This is a genomic window from Rhodoferax sp. (assembly GCF_030653815.1).
Taxonomy (GTDB): domain Bacteria; phylum Pseudomonadota; class Gammaproteobacteria; order Burkholderiales; family Burkholderiaceae_C; genus Rhodoferax.
This window is the reverse complement of record NZ_JAURYQ010000015.1, coordinates 129,917-145,595: the sequence shown is the minus strand read 5'-3', so window position 1 is coordinate 145,595 and position 15,679 is coordinate 129,917. Positions and strand designations below refer to the sequence as shown.

Here is a 15,679-nt window from a genome sequence, read left to right as displayed (position 1 = left end):
GTCGTGAAGCGCTCGCACCCACAAAAACCCGCAGGCAACCCCGGCGGGTTTTTTTATGTCTTCCAACGTTACCATTTGACACTCCACGAAGAATATTCTCACCATGAAATCACGGCCAGGCAACACGACGCCAAGTCCCTTAAACGCAGCGATGCAGGATTTGCGCGGTCTTTTTTTGGGTGCCGGCGCATTCAGCATTGCCATCAATGTGCTCATGCTGACGCCGGCCCTGTACATGCTGCAGGTCTACGACCGGGTGCTGGCCAGCCGCAACACCACCACGCTGCTGATGCTCACACTCATCATGCTGGGCCTGTTTGCATTGGAGGCTTTGCTGGAGTCAGTGCGCGCCAGGGCCATGATCCGCGGCAGCGCGGCGCTCGACCTGCGACTGGGGCCTCAGGTGTTCAACGCAGCCCTTCAGCACACCCTGCTCGGGCGCGGTGGCAATGCTGGGCAGGCGCTGGGCGACCTCGGCCATATTCGCCAGTTTTTAACGGGCAAGGGACTGTTTGCGTTTTTTGACGCGCCCTGGACGCCCGTGTTTCTGCTGGTGATTTTTTTGCTCAGCCCCTGGCTTGGGCTGTTTGCGCTGGTGGCCGCGCTGTTGCTGCTGGTGCTGGCCTGGATCAACGAACGCGCCACCGCCGCCCCGCTGGGCGAGGCCAACAAGGAGGCGCAGACGGCCAGCCACTTTGCCAGCAGCAATCTGCGCAACGCCGAAGTGATCGAGGCCATGGGCATGCTGGGTGCGCTGCGCCAGCGCTGGCTGCAGCGCCAGAGTCGCATGCTGGTGCAGCAGGCGCTGGCCAGCGACCGCGCCGCCACGGTCGGTGCCTATACCAAGTTCCTGCGCATGGCATTTCAGTCCGGCGTGCTTGGGCTGGGCGCGTTGCTGGTGATCGACAACCAGCTCACGCCCGGCGGCATGATTGCCGCATCCATTTTGCTGGGGCGGGCGCTGGCGCCGGTGGATGCCGCCATTAGCCATTGGCGTGGTCTGGTGTCGGCGCGCGGCGCCTACGAAAGACTCAACAATCTGCTGCAAGCGCACCCCGCCGCCCCCGAGCGCACCGCGCTGCCGCGCCCGCAGGGGCTCGTTCTGGCCGAAAACCTGGTGGTGGCGCCACCGGGCGTGCGCCAGCCGGTGCTCAAGGGTATCAAGTTTGGCGCCTCGCCGGGCATGCTGGTGGCGGTGATTGGCCCCAGCGCGTCGGGCAAGTCCACGCTGGCGCGGGCGCTGGTGGGCGTTTGGCCACCGCTCAGTGGCACGGTGCGGCTTGACGGTGCCGACGTGCACCAGTGGGACAAGGCTGAGCTGGGGCCGTGGGTGGGCTACCTGCCGCAGGACGTGGAACTGTTCGAGGGCACGGTGGCCGAAAACATTGCCCGCTTTGGCGCGCCCGAGGACGGCAAGATTGTGCAGGCGGCGCAGCGCGCCGGCGTGCACGAGATGATTTTGCGGCTGCCGCAGGCTTATGAGACGCCGATAGGCGAGGGCGGCACCGCGCTGTCGGGCGGGCAGCGCCAGCGCATTGGCCTGGCGCGCGCCATGTATGGCAGCCCGGCGCTGATCGTGCTCGACGAGCCCAACGCCAACCTGGACGAGGCCGGCGATGCCGCGCTGGTGGAGGCGCTGCGCGAGATGAAGCGCGAGAACTGCACCGTGTTTGTGATGACGCACCGGCTCAATGTGCTGAGCGTGGTGGACGCGGTGATGGTGCTGGCCAACGGCAGCATTCAGGCCTACGGCCCGCGTGAGGCGGTGCTCAAGGCCATGCCGCAGCGCCCGCTGGCCAACCCGGCCGAAACCAATAAAACCCTGAGCAACGAGGCCGCGGCATGAGCACCGAACCCACTCCCTTGGTGCTGCCCACACGCGCCGTCAGGCCGGCCATGCCGGCTACCTTTGAGCCGGCGCCGGACGCGCCGCTGCAATTGCCCGACACCAATTACCACGCCGTGTTGCGTCGGGGCCGCTGGCTGCTGGCGCTGGGTTTTGGCGGTTTTCTGGCTTTTGCCGTGCTGGCACCGCTCGACGAAGGCGTGCCGGCACCCGGCGTGGTGGCGGTGGAGTCCACCCGCAAGCGCATCGACCACCTCAACGGCGGCCTGGTCGAGCAGATCATGGTGCGCGAAGGGCAGCGCGTGAAGGCGGGTGACGAACTGCTGGTGCTCAATGAGGCGCAGTCCAAGTCGGCCCTCAACGCGACCCAGTCGCAGTGGTACACGGCCATGGCCAGCCTGGCGCGCCTGCGCGCCGAGAGCGCCGGGGCGGCGGCCATCAGCTTCCCGCCCGAGCTCAAGAGCGCGGCCGGCGAGCCCGAGGTGGCCGCGCTGATGCGCGCGCAAGAGGGCTTGTTCAAGTCGCGCCGGGCGGCGCTGGAAGGCGAGTTGCGCATCATCCGCGAGTCGGTGCGCGGGCTGGAGATGCAGCTGGCCAGCCTGGCGCAGCTCAAGGTGGGGCGCGAAACGCAGATTGCCCTGTTCAACGAGCAGTTGCAGTCATACCGCAATTTGCGCGTGGAAGGCTTTGTCTCGCGCAACAGCCTGCTCGACCTGGAGCGCCAGCTGGCCGAGGTGCAGAGCAAGCAGAGCGAGGACATGTCGAACATCGCGGGCATCAACGCCCGGTTGGCCGAGTTCCGCATGCGCGGCGCGCAGCGCGAGATTGAGTTCCGGCGCGAGGTGGAAAGCCAGATGGGCGAGGTGCAACGCGAATATGCCGTGCTCAACGAGCGGCTGGCCGGCCAGCGCGACACCTTTGCGCGGCTGGTGCTGCGCGCGCCGGTGGCGGGCACCGTGGTGGACATGGCAGTGCACACCGTGGGCGGTGTGGTCAAGCCGGGCGACCGGCTGATGGACATCGTGCCCGACGGTGACGCGCTGGTGGTGGAGGCCCGCATTGCGCCGCAGTACATCGACCGGGTGCACCCCGGACTGCCTGCCGATGTGCACTTTGACGCCTATTCCAGCCGCGCCTTTCAGCCGGTGGTGAGCGGGCAGGTGGCCGTGGTGTCGGCCGATGCGCTGACCGACGCGCGCAGTGGCGCCACCTACTACACGTTGCGCGTGACGGTGGCTCCGGCCGAGGTTCAGAAACTGGGCAAATTGCAATTGCAACCCGGCATGCAGACCACGGTGATGGTGAAAACCGGCGAGCGTTCGCTGATGGTGTATTTGCTGCGACCTTTGCTGCGCCGCTTCAATTCGGCATTGGCCGAGAGCTGAAGCCATCGGGCCGGGGGCAGGGCGACACTGGGCTTGGTGGGGCAGACTTCAGTCTGCCTTGCTTGGTGCAAGGCGACCCCACAACGACTAAGTTGTACAGTTGCGCAACTGTACAACTGATGCTTTCCAGCAACAATAACTGTCTAAATATCAGTTGTCTAAATTAGACACTTGCATTCCATCTGTCTATCTGTATAGTCGCAACTGTCTAACAAAGAAAACAGTGGGTCACCTCATGTTAACCAGCGTTGCGCTTCTTGAAGGTTCTGGCATCTCGCGTGCCACCCTGAACAACTACATTGCCCTTGGGCTCCTGCCCCGGCCGGAAGTGCGCCGCCAGGCGGCCGTGCCCGGCGAGGCGCCCACCACGCTGGGGTATTTCCCGGACTGGGCGCTGGAGCGCATTCAGCAAGTCCAGGAGCTCAAGCGTGCCGGTATCAGCATGGAGGACATCCGGCGCCAGTTGGCCGGTGCGGAAGAACCCGTTAAGCAAACCGCACCACCACCACCACAGCCGCCGCCCGTGGCGCCCGTCGCCCGGTCGCTGGCCGACAAGCCCCCGGTGGTGGAAAAACGCAGCGCTTCGGCCACGATTCAGGCCAGTGAGTCGGTCCAGGTCTCGGTGGAAAACATCCCCTATGTGGCCTATATGGTCAACTTCGAGTTTCAGTTGATCTGGCTCAATGCGCTGGCTCAAAAGGAATTCTTTGCCGGCAACCAGATCCCGGAGCGTGCCACCGACCGCTCGATCGTGCCCACCTTGCTCGAATGGGCGGCCGACCTGCCCGCGCAGGAGCAGGCCAACCTGTTCAATGCCCACCTGGGTCTGATCAAAAGCCGTTTGCCGCGCCAGACCTTCAGCCAGAATCTGGGTGACCTGCACGACGCCCAACGGCAATGGCTGATGACTTGTTACGACCAGTGCCCCGAGCCTGACAACCGCATTCAGCACCTGGTGGACATGATGCACCCGGACCCGGATATCGGCCAGTGCAAGGTGTTGGCCCTGAGCTTTCGCGAAGGTGTGCTGATTGTCTATGTGCCCGACCAGCAGGACGTGCATCAGCTGCTCAACTCGATCTCAAGGCGCGACACGCTCATTCGCAATTTGCTGAGCCAGCGCCTGCCGGTGCTGACGCCGCTGGCGGTGATGGTGGCCGACCTGCAAAACTCGGTGCGCATTTGTTCCGAGTTGCCGCCCGAGGATTACTTTGCGCTGATCAACCAGATCTGGTCCACGCTGGACCCGATCTTCCGGGAATACTACGGTGCCTATGGCAAGCACACCGGTGATGGCATGGTTTATTACTTCTTTCCGCAGCCGGACCGCAATTACCTGATGAACGCCGTGTTGTGCGCCAACAAGGTGCGCGAAACCATGCAAAGCATCAGCCATGACTGGAAGGTGCGCAAGGGCTGGACCAATCAGTTGTACATGAACATCGGCCTGAGCGAAGGCGAAGAATGGCTGGGCACCTTCAAGACCAACACCAATTTCGAGCTGGTGGTGCTGGGTGAGACCATCAACATTTGTGGCCGTTTGTCGGACCTGGCGCGTTTTGGCAAGGTCTGGGCCACCAAGGGCTTGATCAGCAAGCTGTCCAATACCGAGCGCTCAACGATCCGCTATGGCGTGGAGCGGGACACCCCCGAGGGCAAGGTGTTCGTCAACAATTCCTACGCCCAGGTCACCACGCTGCTGTCCGACACCGAGCCGCGCCATGCCAAACTGATGGACATCGCCACTTGCGCCGTGGCCGAGGTGCTGCCCAAGCTCTGAACTTAAGGACGCTTGGCGTCGCGTCCAAAACGCCTTACCATCCGGCTAAAACAAATCGGGGGGGCGTCAAGTGAACAATCCTTTAACCTGGTCACCGGCCCAGCGCTGCCTGGCGGCAAGCGGCATCAGCTACTGGCAGCGGTACCGGCTTGGCCCCAGCCCCTGGCTGACCATCGCCACCATCGCCCTGTGCACCTGGGTGGTGGGTTTGACACTGTTTACTGCGCGGCAGATGGGGGTCAATCTGCTCGGCACCCTGCTTTTCAACAGCGTGCTGTTGGCCGGAGCTTATGCCGGGCAGATTCCTTATGCGCCTTTTTTCAACACCACGGCGGCCAGCATCGGCCAGATCAATCCGGGCATGCTGCGGCCCATGAACGCCATCACCATGCTTTTGCTCGGGGTGGTACTGGCCATTGTGTATTTCATCGTGGCGCGCTGGAAACAGCGGGAGGCCGAGTTGCTGGCCGTGGGCGAAACCCTGGGCAAGGCCAATGGCATCATCAGCCGCTATGTGGCCGTGCAGCTGGCCGATGAGGTGCGCAATGGCAACTATGCCGCGCTGGAGCGCCACGAGCGCCGCAAGCTGACCCTGTTTTTTTCTGACATCAAGAATTTCTCCACCATCGCGGATGCCATCGAACCCGAAGACCTGTCCCTGTTGCTTAACGACTATCTGTCAGAGATGACCTTGATTGCGCAGCGTTATGGTGCCACCATCGACAAATTTGTCGGCGATGCCATCATGATCTTTTTTGGCGCGCCGCATTGGCATCAAGACCGGACAGGCCAGTGTGGGCGCTTTTGGCTCCCAGCAGCGCCTTGAATACACCGCGATTGGTCGCCAGGTCAATCTGGCGGCACGCATCCAGGCCCATTGCCTGCCAGACCATCTGCTGATCAGCCATTCCACCTGGTCGCTGGTGCATGATCAAATCAGCTGTGTGGCCCAAGGGGAGGCCGATTTTCTGGGCTCGCATGAACTGGTTCAGATTTTTGAAGTGGTCTTGTGAACAACGCACTATTTCTGTGGATAACTTTGTTAGTAATTACCCTGATAAGGGGCTCTGAGCCGCGCCACGCTTGACTTGTGTTACTTTGATGAATATTTAATCAAGCAAAAAACCCAATTAAATCAATGATGTATAACGAAATATCACAAACGCATGCTAGCTTTTTTATATTGTTGCCAGTGCCCCGAAATTGTGGGCAACTTGCTATTGTGTTGCTAGCGCCAGGTGGCCTGGCATGAGCCCGGCAGCGTCTTTGTTGCCGGTTTCCGACAGCGTCTGGTCGGTCGGTGCGCTGTGCCGTGCCATTGCCGACGCCCTGCAGGACCGCTTCAACCCGGTCACGGTGCGCGGCGAATTGACCGGCTTTTCACGCGCCGCCAGCGGCCATTGTTACTTTTCGCTGAAAGACGCCAACGGGCAGCTGCGCTGTGCCATGTTCAAGCGCGCTGCCGGCGGGCTGGACTTTGCCCCGCGTGACGGTGAACTGGTGGAAGTGCAGGGGCGCCTGGGGGTTTACGAGCCGCGCGGTGACCTGCAGCTGATCGTCGAGGGCATGCGCCGGGCCGGGCAGGGCAGTCTGTTCGAGGAATTCCTCAAGCTCAAGGCCAGACTGGAAGCGCAGGGCCTGTTTGATGCTGCGCGCAAGCGCCCGTTGCCGGTGATGCCGCGCGCCATTGGGCTGGTGACCTCGCTTGGTGCGGCTGCCCTGCACGATGTGGTCACCGCCTTGCAGCGGCGTGTGCCGCACATACCGGTGGTGCTGGCGCCAGCGTCGGTGCAGGGCGCCAACGCCCCGGCCGAGTTGATGGCTGCTTTGAGCGCCTTGTACCAATTGAAAACGGTACCGATCGATGTGATTCTGCTGGTGCGCGGTGGCGGCGCGCTGGAAGACCTGTGGGCCTTCAATGATGAAGCGCTGGCGAGGCTGATGGTGCAAAGCCCGGTGCCCATCATTTGCGGCGTCGGTCACGAGACCGATTTCACCATTGCCGATTTTGTGGCCGACCTGCGCGCGCCCACGCCCACCGCGGCGGCCGAATTGGTGGCGCAGCCGCGCGAAGCCTGGCTGGGCGCGCTGGACCAGGCCCAGCGACGCCTGAGTGACGCCGTGCTGCGCATGCTTGACCGGCAGGGCCAGCGGCTGGACCGGGTCGTGGCGAGGCTGGGTCGACCGTCCGAACGCCTGGCCAGCCAGCACCTGCGCCTGGCCGCCAGCGCCCATGGCCTGCACAGCGCGGCGCGGCATTTTGTGCAGCAAAAAGAGCAGCACCAGCAGCGCCTGGCAGCCCAAATGCCCACCGCCTTGCAACGCGCCTGGCAGCAGCAGGCGCAGCGGCTGGAGCGGGCTTCTCTGCGCCTGAACCTGCTGGACCCGCACCTGGTGCTGGCGCGCGGCTACGCCATGCTGACGGACGCGCAGGGCAACACCGTCGCCAGTTGCCGGCAGACCGCGTCGGGCCAGGCGCTCACCGCTACCCTTGTGGATGGCACGGTTGATTTGCGCGTGGTGTAATTCCGCCTCTAAATCATCCGTGTCGTCGTTGCTTCGCCTTGTCGTGCTACAGCACTGCCTGTGGCTTCGCGCCTAGACACAAATGATTTGGAAACGGAATAAGCTCGCGCCTGAAAGTTTTTACAATTTCTTTTTTTGCAACTCAACACCGAGGACCTCATGGAACATACTTTGCCCGCCCTGCCTTTTGCGATGGATGCCCTGGCACCCCACTATTCCAAGGAAACGCTGGAATACCACTACGGCAAGCACCACAACGCTTATGTGGTGAACCTCAACAACCTGCAAAAAGGCACCGAGTTCGAAAGCATGGACCTCGAGTCCATCGTCAAGAAATCCAGCGCCGGCATCTACAACAATGCCGCCCAAATCTGGAACCACACCTTCTTCTGGAACTGCATGACCCCCAATGGCGGCGGTGAGCCCACCGGCGCGCTGCTCGACGCCATCAACGCCAAGTGGGGTTCTTACGCCGCTTTCAAGGAAGCCTTCGTCAAGAGCGCCGTGGGCAACTTCGGCTCCGGCTGGACCTGGTTGGTGAAAAAGGCCGACGGTTCGGTCGACATCGTCAACATGGGTGCCGCTGGCACGCCCCTGACCACCGCCGACAAAGCGCTGCTGACCGTTGACGTCTGGGAGCACGCTTATTACATCGACTACCGCAACATGCGCCCCAAATACGTCGAGACCTTCCTGAGCAACCTGGTGAACTGGCGTTTTGCCGAAGCCAATTTCGCCTGACACTAATCAGTTGGGGTCAGAGCACGTCGCTGCGCGAGTGGTCTGACCCGCAAGTTATCAAGTTAGTTGGGGTCAGAGCATGCGCCCTTCGGTCGGGGTCGCTGCGCGAGTGGTCTGACCCGCAAGGTCTCAAGTTAGCCACCTTCGGGTGGTTTTTTTTGACCTTTTGTTTGCGCTGAATCAACGGTTCATGCATAAGGTTATGCCGGTTCTGCATCATGGCTAGAATCGAAGATGCACCACTCAAGTGCGATCAATGGCAAAAAATAGTTCAGAACGGGCTAATTAGGTGCATATCTGATGTTTGTGCATCAAATCAATGCGCTTTGGCTCATCTTTAAAGAAATGCACTCTTTTGGTGTTCATTCAATTTTCTGCGTTCGTCGTGCTCGATCAGGTGGCCGCACATGATTGATCAATGACCTTAAGGAATGCCAAGTGAAGTACAAGAACCTGTCCGATTTTCTCGACTACGTCAAAGCCCGCGACCCGCACCAGCCCGAGTTTCATCAGGCCGTGCAAGAGGTGATGGGGAGTTTGTGGGATTTCATTGCGGCCAATCCGCGCTACGCTGACGGCGGCATTCTGGAGCGGCTGGTGGAGTCCGAGCGCATCATCCAGTTCCGGGTGTCCTGGGTCGATGACCACAACAAAACCCATACCAACCGTGCTTTTCGCATTCAGCACAGCTCAGCCATCGGCCCGTTCAAAGGCGGCATGCGCTTTCATCCGTCGGTGAACCTGTCCATCCTCAAGTTCCTGGCTTTTGAGCAAACTTTCAAGAACGCCCTGACCACCTTGCCCATGGGCGGCGGCAAGGGCGGTTCCGACTTTGACCCCAAGGGCAAGAGCCGCAATGAAGTGATGCGTTTCTGCCAGGCCCTGATGGTCGAGCTGTACCGCCACCTCGGCCCTGACACCGACGTGCCCGCCGGGGACATCGGCGTGGGCGGGCGTGAAGTGGGCTTCATGGCCGGCATGATGAAAAAACTCTCCAACAATGCGGCCAGCGTCTTCACCGGCAAGGGCCTGAGCTTCGGCGGCAGCCTGATTCGCCCGGAAGCCACCGGTTACGGTTTGGTGTACTTTGTGCAGGATATGCTGGCTCACAACCAGCTCAGCATGGAGGGCATGCGGGTGTCGGTGTCGGGTTCGGGCAATGTGTCGCAGTACGCCATTGAAAAGGCCATGGAACTGGGCGCCCGCGTGATCACCGCGTCGGACTCGGGTGGCACGGTCATCGACGAAGCCGGCTTTACCCCCGAAAAACTGGCCGCTCTGATGGACATCAAGAACATCCATTACGGTCGTGTTGAAGAGTACGCCCAGCGTTTCGGATTGCGCTTTGAAGCCGGAAAAACGCCCTGGAGTGTGCCTGTGGACATCGCCCTGCCTTGCGCCACGCAAAACGAGATCAACGGCGACGACGCACGCGAACTGGTCAAGAACGGTGTCAAGTGCGTGGCCGAGGGCGCCAACATGCCGTCCAACCTGGAGGCGGTGGAGGTCTTTCTGGCAGCCAAGATCATGTACGGCCCGGGCAAGGCGGCCAATGCCGGTGGTGTCGCCACCTCGGGCTTGGAGATGACCCAGAACGCCATGCGCCTGCCCTGGGAGCGTCATGAGGTGGATGCCCGTTTGCGCATCATCATGACCGACATCCACACCAACTGCGTGCGCTACGGCACCCGCGAAGGGGGCTTTGTCAACTACGTCGACGGTGCCAACATCGCCGGCTTCGTCAAGGTGGCCGATGCCATGGCGGCACAGGGCGTCTACTGAAACCTTGCGGGTCAGACCACTCGCATAGCGACGTGCTCTGACCCCAACCAATCAGATGCGCCTAGCAATCTGCGCAGCCAGGGCCTCGCCCATCGACGTGGTCGAGGCCTCGCCACCCAGGTCGGGTGTGCGCGGACCCTGTTTCAAAACGGTCTCGATCGCCTGAACGATGGCATCGTGCGCCTGGCGCATCACGCCTTGGCCGTCGCCCAGAAAATCCAGCATCAGCGCCCCCGACCAGACCATGGCCACCGGGTTGGCGATGTTCTTGCCGTAGATGTCGGGCGCCGAACCGTGCACCGGTTCGAACAGCGACGGAAAGGCCCGCTCCGGGTTCAGGTTGGCTGAAGGCGCCAGGCCGATGGTGCCGGTGGTGGCCGGTCCCAGGTCGGACAGGATGTCACCAAACAGGTTGGTGGCCGCGACCACGTCAAAGCGGCCGGGCTGCAGCACGAAGCGCGCGGTCAGGATGTCGATGTGCTGCTTGTCCACGGTCACCTCGGGGTAGGCGCTGCCCACCGCGTCGGCGCGGCTGTTCCACCAGGGCATGCTGATGGCGATGCCGTTGGATTTGGTGGCCAGCGTCAGGTGTTTGCGTGGCCGGCTCTGGGCCAGCTCAAACGCGTATTTGAGCAGTCGGTCTGCGCCGTGGCGCGAATAGACCGACTCCTGGATCACCACTTCGCGCTCGGTGCCTTCGTACATGATGCCGCCCAGCGAGGTGTACTCGCCTTCGGTGTTCTCGCGCACCACAAAGTACTCGATCTCGCCGGCTTTGCGTCCGGCCAGCGGACAGGGCACGCCTTCAAACAGGCGCACCGGACGCAGGTTGATGTACTGGTCAAATTCGCGGCGGAACTTCAGCAGGGAACCCCACAGCGAGATGTGGTCGGGTACCGTGGCGGGCCAGCCCACCGCACCAAAATAAATCGCGTCGAAACCCGATAGTTGCTGTTTCCAGTCATCGGGCATCATCTTGCCGTGCGCCAGGTAGTAGTCGCAGTGCGCCCAGTCAAAATGGGTAAATTCCAGCCCCAGCCCAAAGCGCTGGTTGGCAGCCTGCAAGGCCCGCAGGCCCTCGGGCATCACCTCTTTGCCAATGCCGTCGCCGGCGATGCACGCAATCCTGTAGGTCTTCATGAAGTCTCCTGAATGTTGGTTGACAAGGTCTAATTTACCTATTGCCAAGGTTTATCTAACGAATTAAAGTGACACCATTATTCACTTTGAATCAACAATGTCATCCCCCATCACAGCACCCTCCGAGATGGCTTTTTTCAGCCTGCTGGCACGGCTTGGCAGCTTCTCGGCGACGGCACGGGAGCTCAACATCACCACGCCGGCCATCAGCAAAAGACTGAACCAGATGGAGGCCAGGCTCGGCGCCCAGTTGCTCAATCGCACCACGCGCCGGGTCAGCCTGACGGCCGAGGGTGAACTGTACCTTGAACACGCGCGCCGGATCCTGGTCGAGATCGACGACATGGAGCACCTGATCGGCAGCGCCATTGCGGCGCCCAAGGGGCTGTTGCGCGTGAACGCCACAATGGGCTTCGGGCGCAGTCATATTTCACCGATCATCTCCAGTTTCATCAAACTGTTCCCCGGCGTGCAGGTGCAGTTGCAGCTCACCGTCAACCCCCCCGCCTTGAGCGAAGATGCTTTTGACGTCTGTATCCGCTTTGGCGAGCCGCCCGATGCCCGGGTCATCGCCAAACGCATTGCCAGCAATCGCCGACTCTTGTGCGCCTCGCCCGCTTACCTGAATCAACGCGGTACACCGCGCCATCCGGCTGAACTGGCGCAACACGACTGCATCGGCATCCGGCAGGGTGACGAGGCTTATGGCATCTGGCACCTGCGCTGCGGCCAGCAAAACCAGACGGTCAAGGTGCGCGGCACGCTCAGCAGCAATGATGGTGAAACGGCCTTGGGCTGGGCGCTCGATGGCCACGGCATCCTGATGCGCTCCGAGTGGGACATCGCAAAATACCTGCACAGTGGCCGGCTCAAGTTGGTGCTTGAAAACTGGCAAACGCCGCCGGCCGATATCTACGCCATTTACCCCCAAAGGCTGCAGACAGCGACCCGTGTCAAAGCCTTTGTCAACTATCTCAGTGAGGCGTTTGCAACCAGTTCGCCAAAAATCGATTAGGCCCCTGTGGGAGCGGCGCCCTCGCCGGTCAGGCGTACCGCGTCCCACAGTGCTTCTGCAGCGCGAGCCATGGGTTTTCGATCACGGTACAGTCTGATTTCAAGCTCAACGCACCATTCCTCAGAGGCAGCGGGCACCAGTCGGCCGCTTGCCAGATCTTCGTCAATGAGACTCTTCGGCAGCCAGGCGATGCCGCGCCCGTCGAGCACCATCGTCCGCAAGACCGACGCGAGATGCGCCGTGAAAAAGGTTTGTGTGGACAGCTTCTCCAATGCGGCGTAACGGGTTTCTCGCAAAATTCGTCCCAGTCCGGATTCGGCGCTGTAGGTCAGCAGGGGCACCGCAGAACCACTCGACCCCAGCGTGTGAAGTGGGCGCCCGCCGGATCCTGCTGCCGAGACCGGGATCAGAACGTCCGCCCCGATTTGAACCGACGGGTAGGCCTCTGCATGCAATCGCCCCGGGGCCTGTTGATGAACATGGCATATGACGAATTGCACTTGGCTTTGCTCGATCAGTGCCTCGCACCGTTGCAGCATGTCCGATTCCAGCTGTATCGTTCCACCCATCGTGTGGGCGTCAAGGCGGCGCAGCCAGCCGGGCATGAAGGTGAACGACAAGGCATGTGTCGCGGCAAAGCGCAGGCTGTTTGAATGGGCCTCGGCAACGGTGCGCGCTTCTCCGGGAACACGCGCCACCTGCGCCAGCAGGTCGTGGGCAACGCGATGAAACCACTCGCCCGTCGCAGTCAGACGCACCGGTTGCGAACTCCGGTCGAAAAGTTCGGTTCCAAGCCACTCTTCCAGCGCCCGTACCCGCCGGCCGAACGCGGGTTGCGTCATGTGGCGATCTTCCGCGGCCCTCGAGAAGTTGCCGGTTGAGGCTAAAGCCAAAAAGTCGTCAAGCCAGGAGAGGTTCATGGCCAGTGCTTTGAAAGCATTGAAAAGAAGAAAAACAGCATTGGTCAAATCCAAACGATCCGGCGATCATAGCGTTCTCAATGCACGGAACCCAACATGAAAATCGTCGATATCAGAGAGATCACACTCCCTATCAGCTCCCCCATTCGCAACGCCTATATCGACTTCAGCAAGATGACGCTGAGTCTGGTGGCCGTGATCACCGACGTGATCCGCGACGGCCAGCCGGTGGTGGGCTATGGCTTCAATTCCAACGGTCGCTATGGCCAGGGCAAGTTGATGCGCGAACGCTTCATCCCGCGTGTGCTCGAAGCCAGCCCGGATTCGCTGTTGGACAGCAGCGGCAACAACCTCGACCCGCACAAGGTTTGGGCTGCGATGTTCACCAACGAAAAGCCGGGAGGCCATGGCGAGCGTTCGGTCGCCATCGGCACCATCGACATGGCGGTGTGGGACGCGGTGGCCAAGATCGCCGGCCAACCGCTGTTCCAGTTGCTGGCCGACCGCTACGGCGACGGCCAGCCGAACCGCAGGATCTTTGTCTATGCCGCCGGCGGCTATTACTACCCCGGTCAGGACCACGGCAAGCTCAAGGATGAAATGCGCAGCTACATCGACCGCGGCTACACCGTGGTGAAAAAGAAGATCGGTGGCGCCTCGCTCGACGAGGACCTGCGCCGCATCGACTCGATCATGGAGGTGTTGCAGGACGGGCAAAAGCTGTGTGTCGATGCCAATGGCCGTTTCGACCTGGACACGGCCATCCAGTACGCCAAGGCCTTGTCGCAGTACGATCTGTTCTGGTACGAGGAGGCTGGCGACCCGCTCGACTTCGAGTTGCAGGCCACGCTGCGCAGCTACTACAAAAACCCGATGGCGACCGGTGAAAACCTGTTTTCGATGCAGGACGCGCGCAACCTGATCCGCTACGGCGGCATGCGCCCCGACCGCGACTGGCTGCAATTCGACTGCGCCTTGAGCTACGGCCTGGTCGAATACCTGCGCACACTGGACATGCTCAAGGAACATGGCTGGTCGGCCAGCCGCTGCATCCCGCATGGTGGCCACCAGATGTCCCTGAACATCGCAGCAGGTCTGGGCTTGGGCGGCAACGAGTCTTATCCCGACCTGTTCCAGCCTTTTGGGGGTTTCCCGGATGGCGTGAAAGTGATCGACGGCCATGTGACCCTGCCTGATCTGCCTGGCATTGGCTTTGAGGCCAAGGCCGACCTTTTTGTCCACATGCAAGCGCTCTCGTCTTGATCAGGTGATTGTTAATTCAAAGTGAATAATGGTGTCACTTCATGAAGATCAATAAAAGTAAGCAATAGGTATATTGCGGCCATAACCCACGCGACAGGAGACTTCATGAAGACCTACAAAATAGCTTGCATCCCCGGTGACGGTATTGGCAAAGAGGTGGTGCCCGCGGGCCAGACCGTGCTGGAGGCGCTGGCAGCCGCCGGCAGCGACTTCACATTTGAATTCGAGAACTTCGGCTGGGGCGGTGACTGGTACCGCGCGCACGGCGAGATGATGCCGGCGGATGGCCTCGATGCGCTGCGCCACCAGGATGCCATTTTGTTTGGCTCTGCGGGCGACCCGCACATTCCCGATCACATCACGCTGTGGGGCTTGCGCCTCAAGATTTGCCAGGGTTTTGACCAATATGCCAACGTCCGGCCCACGCGTATTTTGCCTGGCATCGATGGTCCGCTGAAGCGCTGCCGGCCGCAAGATCTGGACTGGGTCATCGTGCGCGAGAACTCGGAAGGCGAGTATTCAGGGGTGGGCGGGCGTGTTCACCAGGGCCACTCGATTGAGGCCGCCACCGATGTGTCGATCATGACCCGCGCCGGTGTCGAGCGCATCATGCGCTTTGCCTTCAAACTGGCGCAGTCGCGTCCGCGCAAGCTGCTGACCGTGGTGACCAAGTCCAACGCGCAGCGCCACGCCATGGTGATGTGGGACGAGATTGCGGTGCAAGTTGCCAAAGAGTTCCCTGATGTCAAATGGGACAAGGAACTGGTGGATGCCGCCACCGCGCGCATGGTCAACCGTCCCGCCACTTTGGACACGTTGGTCGCCACCAACCTGCACGCCGACATTCTGAGCGATCTGGCCGCGGCCCTGGCGGGCAGCCTGGGCATCGCCCCGACCGGCAACATCGACCCCGAGCGCCGTTATCCCTCCATGTTCGAACCGATCCATGGCTCGGCCTTCGACATCATGGGCAAGGGCCTGGCCAACCCGGTGGGCACCTTCTGGAGTTGCGTGATGCTGCTGGAGCATTTGGGCGAAGCGGCGGCGGCCAAACGACTGATGGCGGCCATCGAGCAGGTCACCGCCGACCCGGCCTTGCACACGGGCGACCTGGGCGGCAAAGCCACCACGGTGCAGGTGACACAGGCCGTCTGTGCCATGTTGACGGCCTGATCATCCAGCCAGACTGTTTGAAGCGAAGGAGACCACAAACTGAATCACCGACTGCATCTTTTCCCTGTCAGCCTTTAGCGTCACACTTTTTCAAATTTTTATAACTGG

At 61.4% G+C, this 15,679-nt stretch carries 11 protein-coding genes and 1 pseudogene; 10 read left to right on the top strand and 2 right to left on the bottom strand.

Annotated elements, in window-relative coordinates; translation table 11 throughout:
* The first annotated feature begins 103 nt into the window (after positions 1-103).
* From Q7U49_RS05530 to gdhA, 7 genes and pseudogenes are all read left to right on the top strand, one after another.
* On the top strand, positions 104-1,846 hold the full coding sequence (locus Q7U49_RS05530; RefSeq protein ID WP_304762934.1) for a type I secretion system permease/ATPase: 1,743 nt from the start codon (positions 104-106) through the stop codon (positions 1,844-1,846).
* Positions 1,843-3,231: an HlyD family type I secretion periplasmic adaptor subunit gene (locus Q7U49_RS05525; RefSeq protein ID WP_304762933.1), complete on the top strand. Its 1,389-nt coding sequence runs from the start codon at positions 1,843-1,845 to the stop codon at positions 3,229-3,231. Before Q7U49_RS05530 ends, Q7U49_RS05525 begins: the two co-directional genes overlap by 4 nt.
* 235 nt (positions 3,232-3,466) lie before the next feature.
* On the top strand, positions 3,467-5,011 hold the full coding sequence (locus tag Q7U49_RS05520; protein WP_304762931.1) for an adenylate/guanylate cyclase domain-containing protein: 1,545 nt from the start codon (positions 3,467-3,469) through the stop codon (positions 5,009-5,011).
* Positions 5,012-5,243: 232 nt separating this feature from the next.
* Positions 5,244-6,024: pseudogene (locus tag Q7U49_RS17410) on the top strand (adenylate/guanylate cyclase domain-containing protein).
* A gap of 235 nt (positions 6,025-6,259) precedes the next feature.
* On the top strand, positions 6,260-7,537 hold the full coding sequence (gene xseA, locus Q7U49_RS05505) for an exodeoxyribonuclease VII large subunit (RefSeq protein ID WP_304762925.1): 1,278 nt from the start codon (positions 6,260-6,262) through the stop codon (positions 7,535-7,537).
* Positions 7,538-7,696: 159 nt separating this feature from the next.
* On the top strand, positions 7,697-8,278 hold the full coding sequence (locus Q7U49_RS05500) for a superoxide dismutase (RefSeq protein ID WP_304762923.1): 582 nt from the start codon (positions 7,697-7,699) through the stop codon (positions 8,276-8,278).
* A 438-nt stretch (positions 8,279-8,716) separates the two neighbouring features.
* On the top strand, positions 8,717-10,060 hold the full coding sequence (gene gdhA, locus Q7U49_RS05495; protein WP_304762921.1) for an NADP-specific glutamate dehydrogenase: 1,344 nt from the start codon (positions 8,717-8,719) through the stop codon (positions 10,058-10,060).
* A gap of 51 nt (positions 10,061-10,111) precedes the next feature.
* On the opposite strand, the gene Q7U49_RS05490 is transcribed toward gdhA, so the two are convergent.
* Positions 10,112-11,200, bottom strand: a complete 1,089-nt coding sequence (locus Q7U49_RS05490) for a tartrate dehydrogenase (protein WP_304762918.1) — start codon at positions 11,198-11,200, stop codon at positions 10,112-10,114.
* A 97-nt stretch (positions 11,201-11,297) separates the two neighbouring features.
* Here Q7U49_RS05490 and Q7U49_RS05485 point away from each other — a divergent pair, with 97 nt between their 5' ends.
* Positions 11,298-12,215 carry a LysR family transcriptional regulator gene (locus Q7U49_RS05485; RefSeq protein WP_304762915.1) on the top strand — a complete coding sequence of 306 codons (918 nt, stop codon included), beginning with the start codon at positions 11,298-11,300 and terminating at the stop codon, positions 12,213-12,215.
* Here the strand turns inward: Q7U49_RS05485 and Q7U49_RS05480 are convergent.
* Positions 12,212-13,183, bottom strand: coding sequence for a LysR family transcriptional regulator (locus Q7U49_RS05480; RefSeq protein WP_370653965.1), 972 nt, complete (start codon positions 13,181-13,183; stop codon positions 12,212-12,214). The two genes, Q7U49_RS05485 and Q7U49_RS05480, sit on opposite strands and share 4 nt — an antisense overlap.
* A 48-nt stretch (positions 13,184-13,231) precedes the next feature.
* On the opposite strand from Q7U49_RS05480, the gene Q7U49_RS05475 reads away from it, so the two are divergent.
* The gene (locus tag Q7U49_RS05475) at positions 13,232-14,398 is read left to right on the top strand and encodes a mandelate racemase/muconate lactonizing enzyme family protein (RefSeq protein WP_304762914.1); all 1,167 of its coding nucleotides are present in this window, start codon (positions 13,232-13,234) and stop codon (positions 14,396-14,398) included.
* A gap of 105 nt (positions 14,399-14,503) precedes the next feature.
* On the top strand, positions 14,504-15,571 hold the full coding sequence (locus tag Q7U49_RS05470; RefSeq protein WP_304762912.1) for a tartrate dehydrogenase: 1,068 nt from the start codon (positions 14,504-14,506) through the stop codon (positions 15,569-15,571).
* Positions 15,572-15,679: the final 108 nt, after the last annotated feature.